The 24,485-nt window shown below is 34.5% G+C and carries 21 protein-coding genes; 17 read left to right on the forward strand and 4 right to left on the reverse strand.

Annotated elements, in window-relative coordinates:
• The first annotated feature begins 135 nt into the window (after positions 1-135).
• Positions 136-672: a transposase gene (locus tag H8718_RS00895; protein ID WP_249331171.1), complete on the forward strand. Its 537-nt coding sequence runs from the start codon at positions 136-138 to the stop codon at positions 670-672.
• Between the two features lie 22 nt (positions 673-694).
• Here H8718_RS00895 and argH read toward each other — a convergent pair whose 3' ends face one another.
• Both argH and H8718_RS00905 read right to left on the reverse strand, forming a co-directional pair.
• A complete protein-coding gene (gene argH / locus H8718_RS00900) occupies positions 695-2,074 on the reverse strand; it encodes an argininosuccinate lyase (protein WP_249331172.1) in 1,380 nt (459 codons plus the stop codon).
• 13 nt (positions 2,075-2,087) lie between these two features.
• Positions 2,088-3,302 (reverse strand): argininosuccinate synthase, encoded by a 1,215-nt coding sequence (locus tag H8718_RS00905; RefSeq protein ID WP_249331173.1) that lies wholly within the window; start codon positions 3,300-3,302, stop codon positions 2,088-2,090.
• Between the two features lie 194 nt (positions 3,303-3,496).
• Between H8718_RS00905 and H8718_RS00910 the strand changes: the two genes are divergently transcribed.
• The 8 genes from H8718_RS00910 to H8718_RS00945 all read left to right on the forward strand — a co-directional run bounded on the left by H8718_RS00910 (position 3,497) and on the right by H8718_RS00945 (position 12,230).
• Complete coding sequence (locus tag H8718_RS00910) at positions 3,497-4,249, forward strand: YesL family protein (RefSeq protein ID WP_249331174.1); 753 nt, start codon at positions 3,497-3,499, stop codon at positions 4,247-4,249.
• Positions 4,250-4,283: 34 nt separating this feature from the next.
• Positions 4,284-5,564 carry an O-acetylhomoserine aminocarboxypropyltransferase/cysteine synthase family protein gene (locus tag H8718_RS00915; protein ID WP_249331175.1) on the forward strand — a complete coding sequence of 427 codons (1,281 nt, stop codon included), beginning with the start codon at positions 4,284-4,286 and terminating at the stop codon, positions 5,562-5,564.
• A gap of 54 nt (positions 5,565-5,618) precedes the next feature.
• Complete coding sequence (locus H8718_RS00920; protein ID WP_177671155.1) at positions 5,619-5,957, forward strand: YHS domain-containing protein; 339 nt, start codon at positions 5,619-5,621, stop codon at positions 5,955-5,957.
• A gap of 76 nt (positions 5,958-6,033) precedes the next feature.
• Complete coding sequence (locus H8718_RS00925; RefSeq protein ID WP_177671154.1) at positions 6,034-6,822, forward strand: divergent polysaccharide deacetylase family protein; 789 nt, start codon at positions 6,034-6,036, stop codon at positions 6,820-6,822.
• A 53-nt stretch (positions 6,823-6,875) separates the two neighbouring features.
• A complete protein-coding gene (locus H8718_RS00930; RefSeq protein ID WP_249331176.1) occupies positions 6,876-9,779 on the forward strand; it encodes an insulinase family protein in 2,904 nt (967 codons plus the stop codon).
• Between the two features lie 127 nt (positions 9,780-9,906).
• A complete protein-coding gene (locus H8718_RS00935; RefSeq protein ID WP_249331177.1) occupies positions 9,907-10,671 on the forward strand; it encodes a glucose 1-dehydrogenase in 765 nt (254 codons plus the stop codon).
• A gap of 10 nt (positions 10,672-10,681) precedes the next feature.
• Positions 10,682-11,242 carry a hypothetical protein gene (locus H8718_RS00940; protein WP_177671151.1) on the forward strand — a complete coding sequence of 187 codons (561 nt, stop codon included), beginning with the start codon at positions 10,682-10,684 and terminating at the stop codon, positions 11,240-11,242.
• Between the two features lie 13 nt (positions 11,243-11,255).
• Complete coding sequence (locus H8718_RS00945) at positions 11,256-12,230, forward strand: RluA family pseudouridine synthase (RefSeq protein ID WP_249331178.1); 975 nt, start codon at positions 11,256-11,258, stop codon at positions 12,228-12,230.
• 12 nt (positions 12,231-12,242) lie between these two features.
• Here the strand turns inward: H8718_RS00945 and H8718_RS00950 are convergent, their stop codons facing one another.
• Positions 12,243-12,965, reverse strand: a complete 723-nt coding sequence (locus H8718_RS00950) for a hypothetical protein (RefSeq protein WP_177671149.1) — start codon at positions 12,963-12,965, stop codon at positions 12,243-12,245.
• 200 nt (positions 12,966-13,165) lie between these two features.
• On the opposite strand from H8718_RS00950, the gene H8718_RS00955 reads away from it, so the two are divergent.
• The 8 genes from H8718_RS00955 (at position 13,166) to H8718_RS00990 (ending at position 22,595) form a co-directional block, all read left to right on the forward strand.
• Positions 13,166-13,705 carry a Holliday junction resolvase RecU gene (locus tag H8718_RS00955; protein ID WP_177671148.1) on the forward strand — a complete coding sequence of 180 codons (540 nt, stop codon included), beginning with the start codon at positions 13,166-13,168 and terminating at the stop codon, positions 13,703-13,705.
• A gap of 39 nt (positions 13,706-13,744) precedes the next feature.
• On the forward strand, positions 13,745-14,947 hold the full coding sequence (locus H8718_RS00960) for a glycosyl hydrolase (protein ID WP_177671147.1): 1,203 nt from the start codon (positions 13,745-13,747) through the stop codon (positions 14,945-14,947).
• An 81-nt stretch (positions 14,948-15,028) separates the two neighbouring features.
• Entirely contained in the window at positions 15,029-16,951 is a 1,923-nt protein-coding gene (locus H8718_RS00965) for a PrkA family serine protein kinase (protein ID WP_249331179.1), read from the forward strand.
• Positions 16,952-16,960: 9 nt separating this feature from the next.
• Positions 16,961-18,136 (forward strand): sporulation protein YhbH, encoded by a 1,176-nt coding sequence (yhbH, locus tag H8718_RS00970; RefSeq protein ID WP_177671145.1) that lies wholly within the window; start codon positions 16,961-16,963, stop codon positions 18,134-18,136.
• Positions 18,136-19,416, forward strand: a complete 1,281-nt coding sequence (locus tag H8718_RS00975; protein ID WP_177671144.1) for a SpoVR family protein — start codon at positions 18,136-18,138, stop codon at positions 19,414-19,416. The genes yhbH and H8718_RS00975 overlap by 1 nt, the downstream gene beginning before the upstream one ends.
• A 146-nt stretch (positions 19,417-19,562) precedes the next feature.
• Positions 19,563-20,363 carry an MBL fold metallo-hydrolase gene (locus H8718_RS00980; RefSeq protein ID WP_249331180.1) on the forward strand — a complete coding sequence of 267 codons (801 nt, stop codon included), beginning with the start codon at positions 19,563-19,565 and terminating at the stop codon, positions 20,361-20,363.
• Positions 20,364-20,399: 36 nt separating this feature from the next.
• A complete protein-coding gene (locus H8718_RS00985) occupies positions 20,400-20,996 on the forward strand; it encodes a zinc dependent phospholipase C family protein (RefSeq protein WP_249331181.1) in 597 nt (198 codons plus the stop codon).
• A 114-nt stretch (positions 20,997-21,110) separates the two neighbouring features.
• Complete coding sequence (locus H8718_RS00990; RefSeq protein ID WP_249331182.1) at positions 21,111-22,595, forward strand: magnesium transporter CorA family protein; 1,485 nt, start codon at positions 21,111-21,113, stop codon at positions 22,593-22,595.
• Here the strand turns inward: H8718_RS00990 and pepF are convergent.
• Positions 22,592-24,385, reverse strand: coding sequence for an oligoendopeptidase F (pepF, locus tag H8718_RS00995; RefSeq protein WP_249331183.1), 1,794 nt, complete (start codon positions 24,383-24,385; stop codon positions 22,592-22,594). The genes H8718_RS00990 and pepF overlap by 4 nt on opposite strands.
• Positions 24,386-24,485 lie beyond the last annotated feature (100 nt).

Genomic DNA, 24,485 nt, shown 5'->3' on the forward strand with positions numbered 1-24,485 from the left:
ATGGGAGGTAAAAGTATCAGTGATTTATACATGGAGTTCTAGGAAGGTAGTTTCTCTATAAAGGTTCTTAAGAATACTCCTTTATTTGTTTAATTATTAGAAAGTATGTAAATAATTAAATAAAGGAGTGAGTCGATGCAAGGATTAAGGATACAACAGGATCCAGCTTATCATCAACTAACCATTACTCATATAGGTACAGAAGAAGTATTACAAACTTTATATGATACAGAACTGGGACAATTTTATCACTGGCTTAGGTTTTACAATGAACCACTTGATTATATAGAAGTGCCTTTTAATGAAGCTTATATCGAAATTATCTATGTTTTAAAACCAAAGGTGCTGATTGTTATTAATAAAGAAACGGTTTATCAGTTTCTGACTAGACTGTTTGGCAAGGATGCTTTATATTGTATGGAAGAAGTAGCAGCAACGTTTGTGCAAGGTAGTGATTTAGGATTCAGTTATGATATAAAGGATTTTCTTGTAAAATTTTATAATGCATCTACAAGAGGAGAGGCACTCCAAGTTTATAATAGGTGGCAGGAACTTATTCCACTTAATAATGAAGGCCTTTATAAAGTATTAGAGATTATAGAATATTATCTAGATGAGATTTTAAACTATTTTGATTTAAGAACAAAAAAACGAGAGAAAGTTATGGGATAACTTTCTCTCGTTTTTTATGCACTCATTTTGATTGTTCTAAAAAAGCATGAGCGGCTTTTAAATGGTCTAAGACAGCTTCTTTACTTGGCCCACCTTTAACACGTCTTTCATTAACGCAAGTTGTAAGACGGATAGCCTCATAAATATCTTCTTCAAAAATTGGATGAATAGCCTTATAAGCTTCTAAAGAAAGATTTTCAAGGTCAGTACTATGCGTAACACAATGAAGGACAAGTTTACCAATAACCTCATGGGCATCACGGAAAGCCAATCCTTTCTTCACAAGATAATCGGCTGCATCAGTAGCATTGGTAAAGCCACCTGAAGCTGCCTTATACATAGCTTCCTTACATACAGTCATAGTTTGAAGCATAGCTGTAAAGATAGGGAGACACATTTTAATCGTATCTATAGCATCAAAAGTGCGTTCCTTATCTTCTTGCATATCTTTGTTATAAGCAAGAGGCAGGGATTTCATAGTGGATAAAAGACCTATTAAATCGCCATACACACGGCCGCATTTGCCACGTACAAGCTCGGCGATATCAGGGTTTTTCTTCTGAGGCATAATAGAGCTACCTGTACTGTAAGCATCATCAAGTTCAATAAAGTGGAATTCATGACTACTCCAAAGGATAATTTCTTCACTGAAGCGGCTTAAGTGCATCATCATAGTACTTAAATTAGATAAGAGGTCTATACAGAAGTCTCGGTCTGATACACCATCTATACTATTAGCACAGACTTCTTTAAAGCCAAGTGCATCTGCAACAGCTTGGCGGTCTAAAGGGTAAGTGGTAGTAGCGAGTGCACCACTTCCAAGAGGCAGGCTACTTGTCATCTCATAAGTAAACTCTAATTTTTTATAATCACGCTTAAACATTTCAAAGTAAGCCATTAAGTGATGGGCAAAAGTAATAGGCTGTGCACGCTGAAGATGTGTATAGCCTGGCATAATAGTTTCAGTATGCTCATTGGCTATATCTGTAATAACGCTCATAAGGTGGTGAAGCATATCTTTAATAGCTAAAATTTCTTCCATGACATAAAGACGCATATCAAGAGCTACTTGATCATTACGGCTTCTACCTGTATGCATTTTCTTGGCTACATCACCAATACGATGAATAAGAAGTGTTTCAATATTCATATGAATATCTTCAGCCTTAACATTAAATTCTACATAGCCTTCTTCTATATCTTGAAGGAGACTAAGAAGGCCTTCTTTGATCGTAACAGCTTCTTCCTCTTTAATAATGTTTTGTTTGCCAAGCATCATAACATGAGCGATGCTTCCTAAAATATCTTGCTTATAGAGCCTTGCATCAAAAGAGATAGAGGAGTTAAAATGATCCGTTAAAGCATCTGTATCTTTTGCAAAGCGCCCTCCCCAAAGTTTCATAAGTTCTATCCTCCTAGTTGTCTTCTTGATGAGCGGCCTCCATAAGTGCACGCACTTTAAGTGGAAGTCCATAAAGATTAATAAAGCCTGTTGCATCATGGTGATTATAAAGATCACCAGTTGTGAAACTTGCTAAGTTCTCGCTATAAAGTGAGTAAGGAGAAGAAGCACCTTGAGGAATAATATTTCCTTTATAAAGTTTAAGTTTCACTTCACCTGTTACGACTTTTTGGGTGCTTGTAACAAAAGCACCTAAAGCTTCACGAAGTGGTGTAAACCATTTGCCATTATAAATAAGGTCTGCGTATTGAAGCGCAACTTCTTGTTTATAACGGTAAGTTTCACGGTCAAGTGTAAGGTGTTCAAGTTCATCATGTGCTTTATAAAGAATAGTGCCACCTGGTGTTTCATAAACACCGCGAGATTTCATACCTACAACGCGGTTTTCTACAATATCTTCAATACCGATACCATTTGCTCCCCCGAGCTCATTAAGTTTTTCAAGAAGAAGAGAAGGTCTTGTTTCGACGCCGTTTAAATGTGTTGGTACACCGTTTTTAAAAGTAAGAGTGATAAAAGTTGGTTCATCTGGCGCTTGTTCTGGAGAAACACCTAGTTTAAGAAGTTTTTCATAGTGAGGTGCATTCCAAGGGTCCTCTAAGTCAAGCCCTTCATGAGAGATATGCCACATGTTACGATCACGGCTATAACTGTCTTCTTTCTTCATAGGAACTTCAAGGCCACGTTCTTCAAGATAGGCGATTTCTTCTTCGCGTGAAGAAATATCCCAGATACGCCATGGTGCAATAACTTTAAGGTGAGGCGCAAGTGCTGCAATACCTAATTCAAAACGAATTTGGTCATTGCCTTTACCTGTACAGCCGTGGCAAATAGCTACAGCCTTTTCTTTTAATGCAATTTTTACAAGTGTTTTGGCGATAACAGCACGTGCAATAGAAGTACCTAAATAATATTTAGATTCATAGATAGCACCAGATTGAATCATTGGAAATACATATTCCTCCATAAATTCATCTTTCACATCTTCTACGTAAACTTTACTTACTCCCATTTTTAGTGCACGTTCACGAAGGCCTACAAGTTCTGCATCCTGCCCTACATTAATACATACAGCAATAACCTCATAGTCATAGTTTTCCTTAAGCCATGGAATAAGGACGGATGTATCTAAACCACCTGAATAAGCTAAAACCACTTTTTCTTTCATAATGAATACCCCCTATAGTAATATAAAATAATATATATGATTATTTATGTATAATTATACATTAAAAAAATTAAATTTCAAGTATTATTTTTATTAACATTCAAATTATAATTTCTACATATGATTCGCTTATGATATATAGTATAATGATACTATCACTTCACAGTAAGAAGAATGACTAGGAGGTTTTTAAAGTGAAACTATTTGATTTAGACGGGCCAGTATACCGTATAGGAACGGAAATTGCTGATCTGCTCATTTTAACGTTTTACTGGATTGTGTGTAGTTTACCTATTATTTCAATAGGAGCATCTACAACAGCAGTTTTTTATGTGTATGGGAAAAAGGTAAGAGGTGAAGATGTCTATGTAACAAAAGACTTTTTTAAAAGTTTCAAAGAAAACTTTAAGGTCTCTATTCCAATTACGCTAGGAATAGGTGTTTTATGGCTTTCATGCTTTTTATACCGTATGATTTTAGTGGCTTATAATGGACAAGTTTCATTCCTGTTTACAGGATTTGCACTTTTCTTAGTGCTTGAAACATCCATATTAACACTTTATGTGTTTGCCATCTTGTCACGTTTCCATATGAAAGGTTTTAGCATCTTTTTAACAGGCTTTGTTTTTGCACATAAACATCTTGCATCAAGTCTTATTATGGTAGGTATTGCACTTTTAGTTCAGGTAGCAAGTATTGCATTTCCTATGATGCTTTTAATTACACCTGTATTAACAATGGCACTTTGTTCTTTCTTCATTCAAAAGAACTTCACACTTCATATTAAAGCTGCAGAAGAAGCTGCAAAACGTAGTGAGGATTCAGCAAATGAAGAAGACGATGAAGAAGATGATGAGTATGAAGATGAAGAAGATGATGATGAGTATGAAGAAGATGAATCAAATACTGAAGAAGATGAAGATAAATCTTTCCTAAAATATATCTAAGTAGAGTTTGATACAAAAGAAAAGGGGAATAAAAATGGAACATAACTGGAGAATTGAAACTAAACTTATACAAGAAGGATACAAACCAGGCAACGGGGAGCCTAGAGTACTTCCTATCTACCAAAGCACAACTTATAAATATGATTCAACTGAGCATGTTGCAAAGCTTTTTGACCTTGAAGTACCAGGTCATATGTATTCTAGAATCAGTAATCCCACAGTAGAAGCGCTTGAAAATAAAATTGCAGCTTTAGAAGGTGGTGTAGGAGCCTTATGTACATCATCAGGCCAATCAGCATCTATGGTAGCAATGCTTAATTTATGTGAAGCAGGGGACCATTTTATTGCCCTTAATACTATTTACGGCGGTACATATAACTTATTTGCTATTACTTTTAAGAAATTAGGAGTAGAGGTAAGCTTTGTATCTCCCGATGCCACAAAAGAAGAGGTAGAAAAACTTATTAAACCAAATACAAAAGCTATTTTTGGAGAGACAATTGCTAATCCAGCTTTAGTGGTATTAGATATTGCTTACTGGTCAGAAATTGCACATAGTTATGGTATACCTCTTGTAGTAGATAATACTTTTGCAACACCATACTTATGTAGACCGTTCGAACATGGGGCAGACATAGTAACTCATTCTACTACAAAATATATGGATGGGCATGCTACGAGTGTTGGTGGTGTTATTGTAGATAGTGGCAAGTTCGATTATACAAATGGCAAATTTAAAGGTTTTACAGAGCCAGATGATTCTTACCATGGTTTAACTTATACAAAAGCTTTTGGCAATGCTGCATATATTACAAAAGCTAGGGTACAATTTATAAGAGATATGGGAAATTGTATGAGTCCTCAAAATGCATTCCTCACTCATTTAGGTCTTGAAACCTTACATTTACGTATGGAAAGACATAGTGAAAATGCCTTAAAGGTAGCACAGTTCCTTAAAAATCATCCGAAAGTTGAAAGTGTAAGCTATCCACTTTTAGAAGGGGATAGTCAGTATGAAAAAGCTAAAAAATATTTACCTGAAGGGGCAAGTGGTGTTATTTCTTTTAGTATTAAAGGAAGTCGTGAAGATGCTGTAGCATTTATGGACCATTTAAAACTTGCAGCCATTGTTGTTCATGTAGCAGACGCAAGAACAGCTGTACTTCACCCTGCAAGCTCTACACATAGACAAATGAGTGATAAAGAGTTAGAAGCAGCTGGTATTAGTCCAACTATGATACGTTTAAGTATTGGAATTGAAAATGTATTAGATATCATTGAAGATTTAGAAGAAGCCTTTACATATTCAAACTAAATTCACATTCTTTAGGTATAATGGCATTATTTCTAAATAGAAAGGATCCGTCAAATGGTTGTTTTTGATTTTATATTAGATATTTTTCTTATTATGATGTTAATCAGTTTATTTAACTTAGTACGCTATACGCTTAAGATAAGAAAAATTATGAAAATGCATAAAGATAATCCAAATATCAAAGGCATCTCCATTGTGAATGGAGAGATTAAAATTATAGAAAATGTGCCAAACCTATCTGAAGTAGGCACTGAAGAAAAGGCAAAAGATTTAGTAACAGACCCTATATGCGGCAAAGAAATTCTTAAGCAAGATGCTTATCGCATTGTAAAAGATGGCGTAGAATATTTCTTCTGTAGTTGGGAATGTAGAGAAAAATTTTTAGCACATTAAACACTTGTTTAAAACAAGTGTTTTTTTTTGCCTAAAGACACATACTAAAACATAATGTGAAAAAAGAGGCGACAATATGAAAAGAACAACACGTATCATAAAAAGTTTAGTAAGTGCATTTATTTTATTAATGGGGTTAGTATGCCCACTATATGCACAGGAGGTTCAGAATCAAAAAGTATATATAGCTATAATTATTGATGACTTTGGTAATCAAATGGCAGGAACAGAAGAAATTGCAAAATTACCTATTCCACTTACAGGTGCTGTGATTCCAGGTATGCCTTTTGCAAAGGATGATGCTAAAAAACTTCATGATGCAGGTAAGGAAGTTATTTTGCATGTACCACTTGAACCTATTAAGGGGAAACCAAACTGGCTTGGGCCAAAAGGAATTACTTCAGGAATGAGTAGTGAAAAGATTAGAGGGGTATTAGAAGAATCTATGACAGAAATCCCTTATGCAGTAGGGATGAACAATCATATGGGATCTCGTGCAATGCAAAGTAAAAATGTAGTAGGAACACTTATGGACTTTGCTAATGAAAAAGGTTTTTACTTTGTAGATAGTAAAACTTATGATAATAAGGTTGCACAGGAAATTGCTACTGAGAGACATACACCGTATTTGGTAAGAGATGTTTTTCTAGATAATACACCAAGTACAGGTTATGTAGTAGAGCGCTTAAATGAAGCTTATAAAGTCGCGAAAGAAAAAGGTTATGCCGTTGTAATTGGTCATGTAGGTCCAGAGAAAGGTCCTCATACTGCAGCGGCACTGAAGTCTATGATTAGCCAGTTACAGGCTAAAAACGTAGAATTTGTAACGGTTAGCCAGCTTATGCGCAACTTGCAAGGACAATAGAAAAATGATAAACTGAAGTTTATAAATAAAAATTTAAAAATAAGGAGAATGTAATGGAACAGAAGGTTAAAGGATATACCCTTTTAAACACTGAATATATAAAAGAAATAGATAGTAATGTTCATCTTTACGAGCATGACTGTACAAAAGCAAAGATTCTCTATATGCAAAGTGAAGATCCTCATAAAACATTTGGGATTGCTTTTAGAACACCTCCTCATGATAGTACAGGTGTAGCTCATATTATCGAACACTCTGTCCTTTGTGGTTCTAGAAAATTTCCGCTTAAAGACCCCTTTATTGAGCTTTCAAAAGGTTCTTTAAATACTTATTTAAATGCTATGACTTATCCGGATAAAACGATTTATCCAATTTCAAGTCAGAATGATGCAGATTTTCATAACTTAATGGATGTGTATTTAGATGCTGTATTCTTCCCAAACATTTATAAGAATGATTATATCCTTATGCAGGAAGGTTGGCGTTATCATTTAGAAAATGAAAATGACCCACTAGAATACAAAGGGGTTGTTTATAATGAAATGAAAGGTGCTTTTTCTTCTCCAGAAGAGGTAGGGTTTAGAAAAATTAAAGAAGCCCTTTTCCCAGATACCACTTATCACAATGAGTCAGGTGGTGCACCAGAGGCTATCGTAGACTTAACTTATGAAGACTTTTTAGCCTTCCATAAAAAGTACTATCATCCATCTAATAGCTACATTGGGCTATATGGAGATATGAATATTGAAGAAGTCTTAACCTTTATAGATGAAGAATACTTATCTCATTTTGAATACCAAGAGGTAGACTCAAAAGTTGCTATGCAGAAGCCTTTTGATACACCTAAGGTAGTAGATACTTACTACTCTGTAGCAGAGGATAGACCAAATCAACTTTATGTATCTGCAAACTGGGTAGTAGGGGAGACAGTAGACCGTGAACTTATGGTAGGGTTATCTATATTAGAATACTTACTACTAGAAACACCAGCATCTCCACTTAAAAAGGCGCTCATTAAAGCGGGGATAGGAGAAGATGTATTTGGTGCTTTCCAAACTCATCTTAAACAGCCTATCTTTAGTGTAATGGCTAAAAATGTAGGTGAAGAAAATAAAGAACGCTTCTATGAAGTCATTGATACAACACTTCATACTTTAGTTAAAGAAGGTATACCAAAGTCACTTCTTCAAGGTGCACTTCAAGTAAAAGAATTTGAATTAAGAGAAGGTGATTTTAAAGGTTACTCCAAAGGCTTGCTCTATTATATAGGGACTATGAAGAGCTGGATTTATGATGAAGACCCTAATATCTATTTAAGATATGAGGATCTTATCGATTCTCTTCAAGCTAAAAAAGATACAGGTTACTTTGAAGAGCTTATTGAAAAATACCTCTTAAACAATAGCCATCATGTTAAAATGATGATTCATCCTAAAGTAGGATTAGATGCAGCTATAGAAGAAAAAGTACAGAAGAAACTAGAAGCTATTAAAGCAAGTTGGACACCAGAACAAATTAAAGCTTGTGTAGAAAAGACACGGGCTTTCAATCAGATGCAAAAAGAACCAGATAGTCTTGAGGCACTTTTAAGTATTCCACTCCTTAAAAAAGAAGAATTAGATAAAGAATCTATGTTCCCACGTTATGAAACAAGGCAGAAAGAGGGAACATCCTATATTATTACACCAATTTTTACAAATCAAATTGCGTATATTAATTACTTTATCAATTTAGAAGGTGTGCCAGATAAAAGTCTTCCTTATTTAGGTATGCTGGTAGGGATGTTAAGTAAATTAGATACAGCTTCTTATGATTATGAAGACTTATCTATGGCCATTGACCAGCACTTAGGTGGTATTGAATTCCATATTCAGTCTATGCATGACGTAAAAAATCCAGCAGCTTACAAAAAAATGTTTGTAGTGAAGATAAAAGCCCTTATTGATGAACTAAAAGACCAAGTAAAACTGGTTCATACCATTATGAATGAAACTTTATTTGAAGACCGCAATCGTATCCGTGAGATTATTAAAGAAATGAAATCTATGATGGAGATGTCATTAAGCAGTGAAGGGCATAAGATTGCTTATAGTATGCTTTTATCCAGTTTTTCACCAGCAGAAGCTTTTGATGAAACGACAAAAGGGTTAAGCTTCTATCAAACAGTTCGTGAAATTGATGAGAACTGGGATGCAAAACAAGATGAAGTTATAGAAAATCTTAAAGAAGCTTACCAGTTCTTTATGAATCGCAAACGCTATACAATAGGACTTACAGTAGATGAAGAGCGTGTTACAGAGTGTATGGATTGTACGTATGATGCATTAAGTAAGCTTGAGGAAGAAGAAATAGTAGAGCACAAAATACCATTTACATCACATTCTATGAAAATGGGACTTATCTATCCGGGGAATGTGAATTATGTAGCCATGGGATATAACTTTAAAAAATTAGGTTTTGATTATCATGGTGGTCTTGTACTTCTTAAATCTATCCTTTCTATGGATTATTTATGGAATGAAGTTCGTGTGAAAAATGGGGCTTATGGTTGCTTTGCAGATTTCAGAAAGAGCGGTAATATGTTCTTTGTATCTTATCGTGATCCTAATGTTGAGAAAACATTAGATATTTACAGACAGATTCCAGAGTATGTTGCATCATTAGAATTAAGTGAACGTGAATTGTTGCAATATTTAATTGGTACAATTAGCAGTATGGACTTCCCTTATACAGCATCTACAGAAGGTTATACAGCTCAAGTCTATGCTTTAGTTGGTACGACAAAAGAAGACATTCAAAGTATAAGAGATGATATCTTTAATGTAGATAATGAAATCCTTAGAAGCTTTGCGGAACCTATTAAAAAAGTACTTGAGCAAGACCAATACTGTGTATTTGGTAATACAGTAAGTATTCCGCAAAATGAGGCCTTATTTGAAGAAACCTTAAAAATTTAAGATATAAAGCAAAAAACACATAAGTTTCTTAAGACTTATGTGTTTTTTTGCTAAGAGATTCTTTTCAGACACGTTTTTTTTTGATAGAATAAACATTAAAGCACTAAACGGAGGTAGGAGGTGTGCTATGGATTTTTCAAATAAAATCGTCGTTGTCACAGGTTCAGGTCAAGGGATTGGTGCATGTGTAGCGACAGAATTTGCAAAATACCATGCAACAGTCATTATTGCTGAAATAGATGAAGAAGCAGGGCTTGAAGTAGAAGAAAACATTAAAGAGGCAGGCGGCGAAGCTTTATTTATAAGAACGGATGTAAGAGATGAGCAGTCTGTTAAAAATATGACTTTAAAAGTAGCTGAGCGTTATGGAAAAATAGATATTTTAGTAAATCATGCGGAAGTGACCACTAATGGTAATCTATTTCATGTATCTGTAGAGGCATTTGAACAGGTTATGCGTGTCAATGTAACAGGGGCTTATATCTGTAGCAAATACTGCGCACCTCATATGATAAGTGAAGGCGCAAGTATTGTGAATATCGCGTCTACAAAAGCACTTATGAGCGAGCCAAATTCAGAAGCTTATGCGGCTTCAAAAGGAGCTCTCCTATCTTTAACGCATGCACTTGCAGCAAGTTTAGGACCAAAGGTAAGAGTTAATGCTATTAGTCCGGGGTGGATTGAAGATAATGCATGGAAGAAAAAGAAAGACAGAAAATTTGTAGCATTAAGAGAGAGGGATCATCAACAACATTTAGCAGGTAGGGTAGGAAGACCAGAAGATATAGCAAGGGCAGTACTTTATTTAAGCAGTGAAGATGCAGGATTTATTACAGGGGGGAACTTTGTAATTGATGGCGGAATGACGGTAAAAATGATTTACGCCGAATAGGGGGATAAAAATGGTCAAACAAAAGAAAAACTATATTGCAGAGAAGAAAAAAAATCATTTCATAAAAGCGGTAATATGGGCAGGTGTCATTATAGCAATAATGGGAGCAGGTATTTTATTACTAGATACACGTTCAAGTTATTTTACAGTAGTGGCGGCAGTACTTGTTTTACCTCTTGCCCTACATATTACACGTTTTTTTGCTTTTGCAAAGTATAAAGATCCAAGCCCTAAGCAAGCGGCACTACTTGAGCAGATGAAAGGTCATTATGGGCTTTATCATAGTGCCATTATACCGGATACAACTTGTACACTCTATTTTGAACATATTATTGTTACAACAAAAAGTATCTATTTTATCAGTAAAAATAAAGAGATCATTCAAAAAGCTAAACCCATCTTAGCATTAAGACTTGGAAATAAAGGTATTCAAAATAGTAAATTACATTTTATTTATGCGGAAAATGGTAAGACTATAAAAAATGCTACCATTAGAATAGAAAAAGATGCGTGTCAAGTTGGTGAAGCACTAGAAAATACAATCAAGATAATTGATGGGATGTTAATGTAAATAGGAGTACATCATGAGAGAAATGGCTATAACCCAGTATGAAGAAGGCCAAAGACTAGATAAGTTTTTATTAAAGTATTTAAATAAGTGTCCCAAGAGCCTCCTTTATAAATTTATGAGAACAAACAAAATTAAATATAATGGTAAGAAACCAAAAGGTAATGAAATTCTGGTAAAAGATGATCAGATTAAATTGTTTCTTCATGACGAACAAATTGTAAGTTTGCAAGAGCAGAAGGAAATTAAAGAAAGTCCAATTCATTTCAAGACTGTTTATGAAGATAAAAATATTCTTATTGTAGATAAGCCTTTAGGATTATTAACACAAAAAGATAAGAAGGATGGACATAGTCTTGCTGAAGAAGTGATTTATCATTTAACCGCAAATGGTTCTTATAACGTTAAAATGGCTAAAGGTTTTACACCAGCACCCTGTAATAGACTTGACCGTAATACAGCAGGGATTGTACTTGTAGGGAAACACCTTAAAGCAACGCAAGAAATTAGTCAGATGCTTAAGACAAAGCAAATTTCTAAATACTATATGAGTATTGTTCTAGGACGTATTACAGAGCCTATTGTATTAAAAGGTTACCATTATAAAGAACCTGGCAAAAATGAAGTGAAAATTGTAGACCACTATATAGAAGGGGCTAAGCCTGTAGAAACGCGTATTTTACCACTTCAGACAAATGGACGTTATACTTTAATAGAAGTACAACTTGTAACAGGTAAAACACATCAAATTCGTGCACACTTAAGTCAGATTGGTCATCCTATTATTGGGGATCCAAAATATGGAGATGCCATTGAAAATGAGTATTTTAAAAATCGTTATGGCCTTTGTTATCAGGTACTTTGTGCATATAAGATTAAATTTGAACTTTGTGAAAGTTTATTTGAATATATGGAAAACCGTGTCTTTACTGTGGCAGCACCGAAGATTTATAGTGAAATCTGCTTAGGTGAAGGACTAATAGGTAGTTAAAGTGGCGAAGCTCTATGCATAGAGTTTCGCCACTTGTTTTGCAAGGGGTAAATTATTCGTATTAAAACAAATTTTAAGTGCACTAAAATAATTACCCTTATCAATAGCAAGTTTAAGAGCGTCATTGGAAGATTGATCTAAATAGTAATAAAGTCTTGCCCTATCCATATTTAAGGAAGCTATGTAATGTGCTGCTGTTAGATAGTTGTTTTCATGTGCTTCATAAGTTGCAATAAGTTCTTGCAGTCTTCTAACAAGCTCAGTATTCTTGCAGCGTTTAGCACATTCTAAAACAGAGTAATAATCGCCAAGTGCTTCAAAGAGCTTAAGGCTATCTTCATATTGTTTACTTAGATAAAGTACAATGGCAACTTCTTCAATTTGTCTGAGCCCGTCCAGTTTCTGAAGAGGGTCAGTCGCCTTATAGAAACATTCGATAGCCTGAAGAAATTGATAAGTTTTCATATAAGCTATACCTGCCTCATAGTAACAGTCACATTCTTTATACAGCTTAGCAGCATAAAGTGGTTTCGTGAAACTATAGAAGTAAGCAGCTTTTTTTTTGTTATGATGTTTCATACAGATAAGAGCACCCTGTTTATAATAACCATGTTCTTCAGCTAGTCCAATAGCACAGGAAGTTGCACCTAATTTTTCGTAGCACACCATAAGCTGCTTAAAGGCATGAGCTTTTTCAAGACAGTAAATGGCCTTTTGATAAGATTTGTTTTTCATATAAAGTAACCCAGAAGCGAAATAAAGGTGGTTTCTTTTAAGGACCAAAGCTTTTTCATTGGAAGTAAGACGAAAGAAATTGAACTTTGTAAATAGACATTTTATAATAAAAAGAACATAATACATAAAGCCCCCCCAATCTAATGAACTTAATTTTATTTTACCAAATAATTACAAAAAATCAAGAAAAGAGGAAACAAATGGGATATTGGAATACACGTGGTCTTAGGGGAAGCGTTCTAGAAGAAACGATTAATCTAACAAATGATCTTTATAGAGAAAAAAATTTGGCTTTAATTCAGAAGGTTCCTACGCCCATTAAGCCTATTAATATTGATAAGGGAAAAGGTGTTATTACACTGGCTTATTTTGACCAAAAAAGTACAGTTGACTACATAGGGGTAGCACAAGGGGTTCCACTCTGTTTTGATGCGAAAGAGACTACAAAAGAATCTCTGCCGCTAGCTAATATTCATCTCCATCAAATTACCTTTATGGAAGACTTTGTGAAGCAAGGGGGTGAGGCCTTCCTTATTGTGTACTTTAAAAAATACGATCGTTATTTCCTATTTATGATAGATGAAGTACGTAAATACTATGATGCATCAGTAAGTGGAGGACGTAAGTCTATTCCCTATACAGCTTTTCAAGATAATATGGAGATTTTTATAGAAGGGGGCCTATATCTGAATTATTTAAAGCCTTTATCCAGGTATATTGCATCTAAAAGAAGTATATAAAATTGAAAAGCTGTCCATAATCCTTATGAGGTGAGAAAGATGAAGAAAACACTCATAGGGATTTTTTTAATGACTGCTTTTTTAACAGGGTGTGCCAATCAGGTAGTGAGTGAGCCTGAATTGACTACGGAAGCTTTAATGGAGCTAGACGTTACAGAAAAATTAGTAGACTTATATCTACCTAAACAAATAGATTATAGCAAGCTAGAGCCAGCAGACGGCATTTATATCGGTGCTTATGTAGAGGATAATATTGAACTTGATTATAGTATGACGCAGTTTGAACAAGTGACAGGGCAAAAGCATGCTATTCGTGTCATGCAGTATAGGACTGCTTCAGATGTAACGAGTAGGCAAATGTTAGAATGTCTGGCAGATAAGCAAGTACCTTATATTAAAGTACTCCCAACTAAGGACTATGATATTAATCCTATTTATCATATGATTAGCGATATTAAGACACGTTATAGTATGCCTGTGTTTATTGAGCTTTATCCAGTAGATAGTTCTGTGAAGGATCCTTCGAATTATAAGAATTATTATGAAAGAGCCTATAAGCTCATTAAAAGGTATTTGCCAGAGTCAGTAGTCGTATGGAGTATTAGTGCAGACTCAGTTTATGACTGTATGACTTATTATCCTGGAGACCACATGGTAGATTGGGTAGGGCTTAATGTGTATATACCAAGATATCAAAATGGTAAGCGTTATGAATTCTCTTTAGGGGATGGGCTAGACTTTTGGTATAAAAACTTTCAGACTAGTAAGCCTATGATGCTCTCTGGAATTGCAGTCTCTCATTTTTCACGTGTAGATCATACGTATAAAGTAGGAGAAGCTACTGAAACTTTAAATTACTTTTATGATACGATTCCAAAGATTTACCCAAGAATTAAGGGCATGCTTTATATTGATGTAGATATGAAGGAAGTAGCGAGTAGCGGAAAGGATGATTACCGTATCTCTAGCCAAGCTGAGTTAGTGAATGCCTATCATGGGTTACTTCAATCCGATAGATTTTTGCATGAAGTCGAGGAAGAGACACCTGTAAGTGGAACGGAGCAGATGAAGTATACAGTCCCTGTTTTACAAATAGAAGATGAGAAATATATAGAAAAGGGCTATGTACGTACACTGTTTAATACAATTGATACAAGAGGAGTTCCTTATATTGATTATTTAGACGGCAATAGATATTTCAGTATAGAAAATTTACTCGAAACTTACAATATGCAGTTTTAATTTTTTAATCATGGAAAAGTAGTTTAAGCCATATATTTGATATAAGTAAGTTTATACACTTTTAAAGGAGTGATTAAATATATGGTAGATTTTTCTAAGATGATTTTAAACGATAGGCAGTCAAGGAAAGTTGAACATTTTGAAGGAACTTTTCTTGACTACTTACATATTTTATATGAACATCCAGAACTTTATAAGCTGGCGCATAAACGTATTTATGATTTAATAGTAGATCAAGGGGTTGAGTTCGTTAAAACGGAAGAAAATCCTAGACTAAGAAGAATCTATGGAAAGGATACTCTTAAACGCTATCATTTCTTTAAAGACAATTTCTTTGGCATTGATAAGACTTTGATGAAGATTGTAAGGTATTTACATTCTGCGGCTATGCAAGGAGAAGAAGCAAGGCAGGTGCTCTACCTAGTAGGACCAGTAGGTGCAGGAAAATCTTCTTTAATTGATAGTATTAAGAACTTAGTAGAAAATAGTGAGCCAATCTATGCACTAGAAGGTTGCCCTATGAGAGAAGAGCCACTTCATCTTATTCCTAAACACAGTCGTAAAGCATTTGAAGATATTTTAGGAGTAAAAATTGAAGGAGACTTATGTCCTGTATGTCGATACCGCTTAATTCATGAGTTTAAAGGAGAATATGAAAGATTTCCAGTAAGTCAAACAGATTATTCCATTCGTTCACGTAAAGGAATAGGTGTTGTGCCACCTGTTGATCCTAATAATCAAGATACGTCTGTATTAGTTGGTTCAGTCGATATTTCAAAAATGGACTTATATCCAGAGGATGACCCACGTGTACTTTCTTTAAATGGTGCTTTTAATGTAGGAAATAGGGGATTAGTAGAATTCATTGAAGTTTTCAAAAATGATGTGGAGTATCTCCATACGATGATTACAGCTACCCAGGAGAAAAATATCCCTTCACCAGGTAAAGGGGCTATGATTTATTTTGATGGTGTGATTTTAGCCCATTCTAATGAAGCGGAGTGGAATAAGTTTAAATCTGATCATACTAACGAAGCTATTCTAGACCGTATTGTTAAGGTAGAAGTGCCTTATTGCTTAGAATTAGATGAAGAAGTGAAGATTTATCGTAAGATGCTTAAAAGTTCTAATTTTGAAGCGCATATTGCACCGCACACACTTGAGATTGCTTCTATGTTTGCTATTTTAACAAGACTTGGCCCATCTGCAAAGGTTGATCCTATGACTAAGCTTAAAATTTATAATGGAGAAGAAATTATTGAAAAAGGAACAACAAAACGTATCGATATTATGGAACTAAAAGATGAAGCTGAAAGAGAAGGTATGTCAGGTATTTCAACAAGATTTATTTCTAAAGCTCTTGATACAGCTTTATCAGAGTCTGAATATGACTGTATTAACCCTATCGGCCTAATGGAAGTACTCTTAAAAGAAATTAAAGAAATGGCTGTATCGGATGAACTTAAAAAACGTTATTTAGGATTTTTGCAGGATACGATTAAAAAAGAATATCATAAGATGTTAGAAAAAGAAGTCACGAAAGCCTTTATTCATGGTTACAAAGAACAGGCTCAAGATTTGTTTAATAACTATTTAGACCATGCAGAGGCTTATGTGAATAAAACAAAGCTAAAAGACAGCAGTACAGGAGAAGAGTTAACACCTGATGAAGTATTCATGCGTTCTATAGAAGAGCAGATTGGTGTAACACAAAGTGGTGCTAAAGGCTTTAGACAAGATGTAACAGCCTATATGTTCTCAGTTATTCGTAATGGTACAAGTGTAGATTATACATCTTATGAACCCCTTAAAGAAGCAATAGAAAAGAAACTTACAGCGTCTGTAAGAGAACTTTCTCGTATTATTACAAAGAGTAAGGTAAGAGATAAAGAGCAAAATGAGAAGTATGATGCAATGGTTGAAGAAATGAAGAATAATGGTTACTGTGACCACTGTTGTAACGTTATTTTGAAATATGCTGCCAATAACCTTTGGAAAGACTAGGTGATGCACATGGCTATTTTTAAAGAGTTTCAACCGAATAGCAGAGATAGGAGTGTAGAAGATAGACGCAGGCATAAAGAATTAGTAGAAAAGAGTATTAAAGAGAATATAGGCAGCATTATTTCTGAAGAAAGTATTATTGGACAGACTAAAAATAAGAAGATTAAAATTCCTATTAAAGGGGTTAAAGAATATTATTTTAGATATGGTAAGAATCAGCAAAATATTGGGGCTGGAACAGGAAAGGAAGAAAAAGGAAAACGTGTAGCTAAAGGAGATGAAAGTGGTCAGAATCAAGGGGCAGGCAATGCAGAAGGTGAAGACATCTATGAAACAGAAATTACCATAGATGAGGCCATTCATTATTTGTTTGAAGATCTTGATTTGCCCTATCTAGAGCAAAAGAAATTTAAAGAAATAGAATCAGAGGCGAGTAGTAAAAAATGGGGTATTCAGCAAAAGGGGATCCCTCCCCGCCTTTCTAAAAAACATACTATGATGGCTAAAATCAAGAGGGAGAAGTGCTTGCAGCGTGCAGCACATGAGCTTGGTCTTGAGGTTACTAATGAGAGAATACCTTTTCATGAAGATGATCTGAAATATTTTAGAAGAAAGATTAAGATGCAAAGGGATTCTAATGCTGTTGTTATTTGTATCATGGATACCTCTGGCTCTATGGGACATACGAAGAAGTACCTAGCAAGAAGTTTTTATTTCCTTCTTTATCAATTCTTAAAGGTTAAATACATTAATGTAGAGATTGTCTTTATTGCACATACCACTACAGCTAAGGAAGTAACAGAAGATGACTTTTTCCATCGAGGAGAAAGTGGAGGGACTTATATTAGTAGTGGCTATCAAAAAGCACTAGACGTTATCGCAGAAAAATACCCTCCAGACAGCTGGAATATTTATGCTTTTCATTGTAGTGATGGAGATAACTGGGGAGAAGATAATGAACAGGCAGTAGTATTGGCTAATGAACTGTGTGATGTATGTAATCTCTTTGGGTATGGTGAAATTAAAATTAGTACTTATACGAGTACTATTATGAATAAATATATGGAAGAAGTAAAGAAAACGAATTTTTCAGCTGTTAGAATCTTCAAGAAGGAAGACGTGTGGAAAGCCTTTATGGATATGCTGAAAATTGAGAAGCGAACAAGTGAAGATGGGGGTGCGTAATGAACTATTCTTTGAAGGAGTTAATGGACTATAATACCCAGATAGAAGAAATTGCTCAAAGAATAGGCCTTGACTATTATGAGCAGGAGTTTGAGGTTATTAGTTTTGAAGATATGATTTGCTATGAAGCTTATGTAGGGATGCCCTCTCATTATCCACATTGGAGTTATGGGAAAAATTACGAGCGCATTAAGACACTTTATCAGTATAACTTGACAGGGCTCCCTTATGAGATGGTTATTAATTCCGATCCTTGTATTGCCTACTTAATGAAAGATAATAGTTTAGTATTACAAATACTGACTATGGCTCATGTGTATGGGCATAACGACTTTTTTAAGAATAACCGTCTTTTCAAAGAGTATACAAGGGCTAATTTAACGATTGACATGTTTAAAAACCATGCCAATCGTATCAGAGAATATATTCAAGATCCCAGCATAGGTTATGAAGAAGTGGAACGTATATTGGATGCGGCGCACTCTATTAAATATCATTGTGGTGCCTTCTGCCAGCTGACTACTAATTTTGAAGAGAAAATAGAATATCCCTATGAGAACCTGTTAGAATTCTTATGGAGAGAAGGGGAGCTTAATGAGTGGCAAAAAGACATCTTACTCATTGTTATGGAGGAAAGTAGATACTTTACCCCACAAATTGAAACTAAAATTATGAATGAGGGATGGGCAAGTTTTTGGCACTATCATATTGTTAATGAATTAGGACTCTCTTCCGGTATGCAAATTGAATTTTTGAAACATCATAATAATGTTATTTGTAGTGTACCCGGTAGACTTAATCCTTATTTTATAGGGTTTCAAATTTGGGAAGACCTTTATGAAAAGTATGACCATAGTTTTAAGGAACTTGCACGTATTAGAAGCGTGGAAAGAGATGCGTCTTTTATTCGTAATTATTTAACTTATGACCTTGCTAATACAGCTAACCTTTTTGAATTTGAAGAAGAAGAGCGCTATTATGTAATTACAGAAGTATCTAATGAAGACGGCTGGAGGCAGGTACGTAATACACTTGCTAATAATGTAGGAGTAGGTAGTATTCCTAATATTATTGTAGAAGATATGCAGCGTGGTGATCATACACTCATTCTCAGACATATTTATGATGGGCGTGAACTTCAGCTTTCTTATGCTACGGAAACACTTAAACATATTCAAGCTCTTTGGGGTGGTAAAGTCATTCTAAAGACATATCTTACAGGATTTGAACGTAAAGTGATTTGTAGTGAGGATAAAAAAGTACTTATTGAAAATAATTAATAAAGAGGCAAAAAGCTGGATGAGTCAAGGTTTATCCAGTTTTTTGCCCTCTATTTTTTGAGTGAGCTAAACGTATACGAATAGGGGTGAATATGATAAACTACATATATGTAACAAAATAAGCGTGACTAAAATGGAGGACTGAAATGGAATTTTATTTATGTCCCATTGCAAGTGGGAGTAGTGGAAACTGTACATATCTACATGCTGATGAACAAAGATTACTGATAGATGTTGGTGTAAGTGGGAAACGTGTAACAGAAGGACTTACCGAAATTGATATTGATCCTACTACACTAAAAGGTATTCTCATTACACATGAACATAGTGATCATATCAAAGGTGTAGGTATTATAAGTCGTAAATATGACTTACCTATTTATGCAACAAAACCTACTTGGGAGCGTATGGAAAGTGCTCAAATGCTTGGTAAAGTCAAAGAACATAATCAAAGAATTATCTCTAAAGATGAGCCTATTTACTTTGGAGAGTTAATGGTAACACCTTATAGCATTTATCACGACTCTGTAGATCCTGTAGGCTATGTATTTGAGTATATGGGTAAAAAAATGGTTCTTGCAACAGATATGGGAAAAGTGGACAGGAAAATAGTAGAGCGTTTTTATAATGCAGATGGTATACTCCTTGAGTTTAATCATGATGTGAATATGGTAGAAGTAGGAAGTTATCCTTTTCCACTTAAACAACGTATATTAGGCGACTATGGGCACTTAAATAATGAGCTTGCAGCAAAAGTACTGGCTCATATTTATCATCCAGACTTAAAATGGGCAATACTTGGGCATCTTAGCAACGAGAACAATCTTCCAGATTTAGCGTATTTAAGTGCTAAAAATGCTCTACTAGAGAAACAGATAGAAATAGGAAAAGACTTACAGGTTACGGTTGCTAATCGCTATAATCTTACACCTATTCATAGAGTTTAAAGAGCATATTATAACAAAGGAAAAGAGGTTAGGTAATTGAAAGTTAAGACACATCAAGTTATAGCTCATACAGCGTATGAACTTGTTAAGGCGTATCTTCCTATAACTTTTAATGAAAAAGCAATCAGTTTAGGGGCAGGAATGCCTGACCTAGCACCACATAGAAGATTCAAAGCACATAATATAAAAATTGCAGCAAAAGAATGGGAGTCTTTTACAGAATTTGTGCATAAGAGACGTTATACTATTTGGCTTATATCTTATGCGGCAGGCATTATGAGTCATTATATTAGTGATACCTTTTGCTATGCGCATAACTTTCATGATTTATCTTTAAGACAGCATCGTAAGTATGAGGTTTATATGCAGCGTCATATTAGAGACCTTACTCAGCATTTTGATATTAGTCTTATCTTTAAAAAATGGAATGAGCTTAGAAAAAAAGGAATAGATGCTTATATCTATATGGAAAATGAAAGTTATAAAGCGGAAATAGCAAATTGTCATACCATGCATGAGCGCATGGAATTAGATGTAAACAAGGCAGTGCTTAATAGTGCTGTATGGATGTTAGAAATTGCTTTCGTGCTTTACCCAACCTTTATTGAAGGCGTAGCAACTAAATATACTTAATCGAAATACCCTGATTCGTTTATAGAACGAGTCAGGGTATTTTTTATGTTCTTTTTACATAAACTTAGCAGATAAGTTAAACTAATAAAAGGTAAATGATGGGATGAATCATGTATGCAAGATAGTATTATAAGTACTCACGTATTTTATCTTCCTTTTTCATGGGAACTTAAAAATATTAGTGGAAGACAGGTACTTAAAGGACATAAACATAAAAAAACAAAGGACAGAATTCCCTTAGAAGGATGGAAGGATAGAGTATTTAAAGCTTTAACAGATGAAAGTTATAATGAATATGTATACTTTTATAAGCCAGCCTTTCAGATGCTTTATGATGTAGAAGGCAAGAGTATGGTTTATAACTATGAAAAACAGGGAATAGAGAAAGAAAGCTTTATTCAGATTAAAGTAGGAGAAAAGACATATAAGACAGTACTGAGAAACATGGAGCTTAGGCTATATAAAAATGGTATAGGACTTTTAAGCTTTAAATGTCTTAATAAAGAATATGGTAATCCAGAAGATATTATAGCTATTAATAGCTTAAGTAAGAGCGTCTATCCTTATAAGCTTCCCCTTGAAAATGCGCATAAAGACTTATTTCCTAAAGAGGTCATTATTCATTTTAATGCGCATGAAGAGATAGTAGAAAAGTTCGAAAAAGACTATAAGCAAGCACCTATGTGTATTTGTGACATGATTAGGAAAGTATTAGGACCAAGTTTTATCTTTGACTATAAGTTTCTAGAAAAAGGTAAGCTTTTTGTAGAGCCCTTATTTGGCAATCGTATGTTTGCTTTATGTATGTATCAAAATCCTAGTTTTCTTAGAGATGTTAAAAATAAGGTAGTTTCTAAACGCTTTTTAAATAGTTTTATTTTATTTAGTAAAAAAGAGAAGCTACTAGAAGGCGCAACTTATTTAGATTTACCTAAAGTCGTTTATGGGATTAGTAGATTTTCTTTAGTTTGTATGATGGAGTCTAATAAAGAAAGCAAGCTTTATAATCAGCTTGTGATTTTAGCACTTATGCAGAAAGCTTCATTGCTTCATTTTGGTAATCAGATTGCTTTTATTGCAGATTTACCTAAAAACGAATTGGTATCTGCTATAGGGAATTTATATGAAATTTATATTCAGTTTATCAGTCAAATGCGCTTTAATGAGGTAACAGTAGATGTACAAGGAAGCTATATTTATAATGAACTTTTAAGGCAGTTAAGTATTGAAAGAGGCGTGAAAGAACTGGATTTTGAAATGCAGGAAATTCATGAATATGCTACTTTAATTGATAAGGCACAATCTAAAGGGAAAATGGATTTTTTGACTATTATAGGTACAGCACTTGTTATCCCCACTTTTGTAACAGGCTTTTTTGGAATGAATATTCTACAAGAGCAGTTTATGGATTGGTGGAAGCATAGTGAGATTATGCTTTGGTTTAATGGTTATGTCATGTTACCTGTATTAGCTGTGTTACTTATATATAGTTTTTGGACTAAAAAAAGCAGAAAGTCCATGGTAACACGGAACATTCTGCTTGGTTTATTTGTTATAAGCTTCTATATTCTTATAAGATGGGGATGCGGTATTGGTTAAAGACTACGCATTTCCTCAATAAGATTTTCAAAGACTTTAAGTGCTGCTTCAATAGGTGCTGGTGTGCTCATATCTACACCGGCATCTTTTAGCAGGTCGATAGGGTCTTTAGAAGAACCACCGCTTAAGAAGTTTTTGTAACGTTTAACAGCTTCTTCACCTTCGCTTAAGATGCTTTCAGATAAAGCAATAGCTGCAGAGTAGCCTGTTGCATATTGGTAAACATAGAATGGTGTATAGAAGTGAGGAATACGTGCCCATTCCATAGCAATTTCCCTATCTACTACCATATGATCACCATGATATTTTTTAACAAGGGCATAGTAAGTGTCAGATAAAGTTTGGCTTGTTAAAGTAACACCTTCCATATGCATGTCATAAACCATTTTTTCAAATTCAGCAAACATAGTTTGGCGGTAGATGGTTGTTCTGAACTGTTCCATAAAGTAGTTTACAAGGTATTTACGGAATGCTTCATCTGTTGTTGTTTTAAGAAGGTATTGCATAAGAAGCGCTTCATTTACGGTAGAAGCAACTTCAGCTACAAAGATACAGTAGTCTGCATATGGATACGGTTGAGTATGAGAAGAAAGATAACTATGCATTGCATGACCTATCTCATGTGCTAAAGTAAAGAGATTGTTTACATTATTTGTATAGTTCATAAGAACATAAGGATGTGGTGCATCGAAGCAGCCCCATGAATAAGCACCGCTACGTTTTCCTTCATTTTCATACTTGTCTACCCAGCGATTTTCGAAAGCTTCTTTTACAAGAGCAGTGTAGTCTTCACCAAGTGGTTTAAGGGCTTCTAGCACAATGCTACAGGCTTCGTCATAAGTAATTTCTTTTGTAAAATCACTTACAAGTGGTACAAATAGGTCATACATATGAAGTTCATCTACACCCATGATTTCTTTACGAAGCCCCATATAACGGTGCATAAGATTCATATGTTCGCCCATTGTATGAATTAAATTATTATATACTTCAACAGGAATATTATTAGCATCTAAAGCTGCATGAAGAGGAGATTTGAAATTTCTAAGTTTAGCAAAAAGGCTGTACTGTGTCACATTAGCTGCAAAGTTAGTTCCTAATGTGTTTTTGAAGCTTGAGTACGTATGATAGACACCTTTAAAAGCTTCTTCTCTTACTCTGCGATCATGACCTTCCAAGAAGTCAATGAAGTTACCGTGAGTAATTTGGATAGGAGTACCTTGGCTATCTTGAATAGTAGGGAATTTAATATCCGCATTATTGAACATAGCATAAGTATTACTTGGTGCAGTAGCAATTTCTCTGAACTGAGAAAGTACATCCTCCATTTTAGCATCTAAAATATGTTCTTTTTGACGAAGTACTTCTTCTAAACTACGTTTGTAAAGTTTAAGGGGTTCATAAGAAGCAATAAGCTTCTCTACATCCGTTTCAGTAAGTGTACTAAGTTCAGGATTTACAAAAGAAAGAGCAGTCTGGAAGTCTACAAGAAGCTTTTCGCTTTGACTTGATAAATCTTGGTAAAAACTGTTGCCACCATCTTGATGAAGACGCATATGGCTGTATACATAAATTTTTTCAACAAGCTTGCTTGCCTCATCACTTTTTTGAAGTGCTTCATATAAAACTTCTGCAGAAGAAGTGAGTTTACCTTCATATACTTTAAAACTGTCAAGAAGTGCTCTAGCCTCTTTCATACCTTCTTTTACAAGATCATCTGTTGTAAAAATATCTTCAAGGCACCATGTATCTTGAAGTGCAACATCACTACGTTTAATTAAAGTTGACATCGTTTACTCCTTTCAAAATAAAGAAATTGAATAGCTTTAGTATACTACTTTTTTACTTAAAACATAATAGAAAAATGGAAATAATTATAAACGTTTGATA

It is taken from the genome of Zhenhengia yiwuensis (assembly GCF_014384995.1).
Taxonomy (GTDB): domain Bacteria; phylum Bacillota; class Clostridia; order Lachnospirales; family Cellulosilyticaceae; genus Zhenhengia; species Zhenhengia yiwuensis.

Excerpts from the sequence above, each read along its gene's own strand:
- H8718_RS00915 (WP_249331175.1), top strand. The coding sequence starts at position 4,284 with ATGGAACATAACTGGAGAATTGAAACTAAACTTATACAAGAAGGATAC.
- H8718_RS00935 (WP_249331177.1), top strand. The coding sequence starts at position 9,907 with ATGGATTTTTCAAATAAAATCGTCGTTGTCACAGGTTCAGGTCAAGGG.
- H8718_RS00895 (WP_249331171.1), top strand. The coding sequence starts at position 136 with ATGCAAGGATTAAGGATACAACAGGATCCAGCTTATCATCAACTAACC.
- H8718_RS00990 (WP_249331182.1), top strand. The coding sequence starts at position 21,111 with ATGCAAGATAGTATTATAAGTACTCACGTATTTTATCTTCCTTTTTCA.
- pepF (WP_249331183.1), bottom strand. The coding sequence starts at position 24,385 with ATGTCAACTTTAATTAAACGTAGTGATGTTGCACTTCAAGATACATGG.
- H8718_RS00945 (WP_249331178.1), top strand. The coding sequence starts at position 11,256 with ATGAGAGAAATGGCTATAACCCAGTATGAAGAAGGCCAAAGACTAGAT.
- argH (WP_249331172.1), bottom strand. The coding sequence starts at position 2,074 with ATGAAACTTTGGGGAGGGCGCTTTGCAAAAGATACAGATGCTTTAACG.
- H8718_RS00930 (WP_249331176.1), top strand. The coding sequence starts at position 6,876 with ATGGAACAGAAGGTTAAAGGATATACCCTTTTAAACACTGAATATATA.
- H8718_RS00965 (WP_249331179.1), top strand. The coding sequence starts at position 15,029 with ATGGTAGATTTTTCTAAGATGATTTTAAACGATAGGCAGTCAAGGAAA.
- H8718_RS00905 (WP_249331173.1), bottom strand. The coding sequence starts at position 3,302 with ATGAAAGAAAAAGTGGTTTTAGCTTATTCAGGTGGTTTAGATACATCC.
- H8718_RS00980 (WP_249331180.1), top strand. The coding sequence starts at position 19,563 with ATGGAATTTTATTTATGTCCCATTGCAAGTGGGAGTAGTGGAAACTGT.
- H8718_RS00950 (WP_177671149.1), bottom strand. The coding sequence starts at position 12,965 with ATGAAAAACAAATCTTATCAAAAGGCCATTTACTGTCTTGAAAAAGCT.
- yhbH (WP_177671145.1), top strand. The coding sequence starts at position 16,961 with ATGGCTATTTTTAAAGAGTTTCAACCGAATAGCAGAGATAGGAGTGTA.
- H8718_RS00940 (WP_177671151.1), top strand. The coding sequence starts at position 10,682 with ATGGTCAAACAAAAGAAAAACTATATTGCAGAGAAGAAAAAAAATCAT.
- H8718_RS00960 (WP_177671147.1), top strand. The coding sequence starts at position 13,745 with ATGAAGAAAACACTCATAGGGATTTTTTTAATGACTGCTTTTTTAACA.
- H8718_RS00975 (WP_177671144.1), top strand. The coding sequence starts at position 18,136 with ATGAACTATTCTTTGAAGGAGTTAATGGACTATAATACCCAGATAGAA.
- H8718_RS00955 (WP_177671148.1), top strand. The coding sequence starts at position 13,166 with ATGGGATATTGGAATACACGTGGTCTTAGGGGAAGCGTTCTAGAAGAA.
- H8718_RS00920 (WP_177671155.1), top strand. The coding sequence starts at position 5,619 with ATGGTTGTTTTTGATTTTATATTAGATATTTTTCTTATTATGATGTTA.
- H8718_RS00925 (WP_177671154.1), top strand. The coding sequence starts at position 6,034 with ATGAAAAGAACAACACGTATCATAAAAAGTTTAGTAAGTGCATTTATT.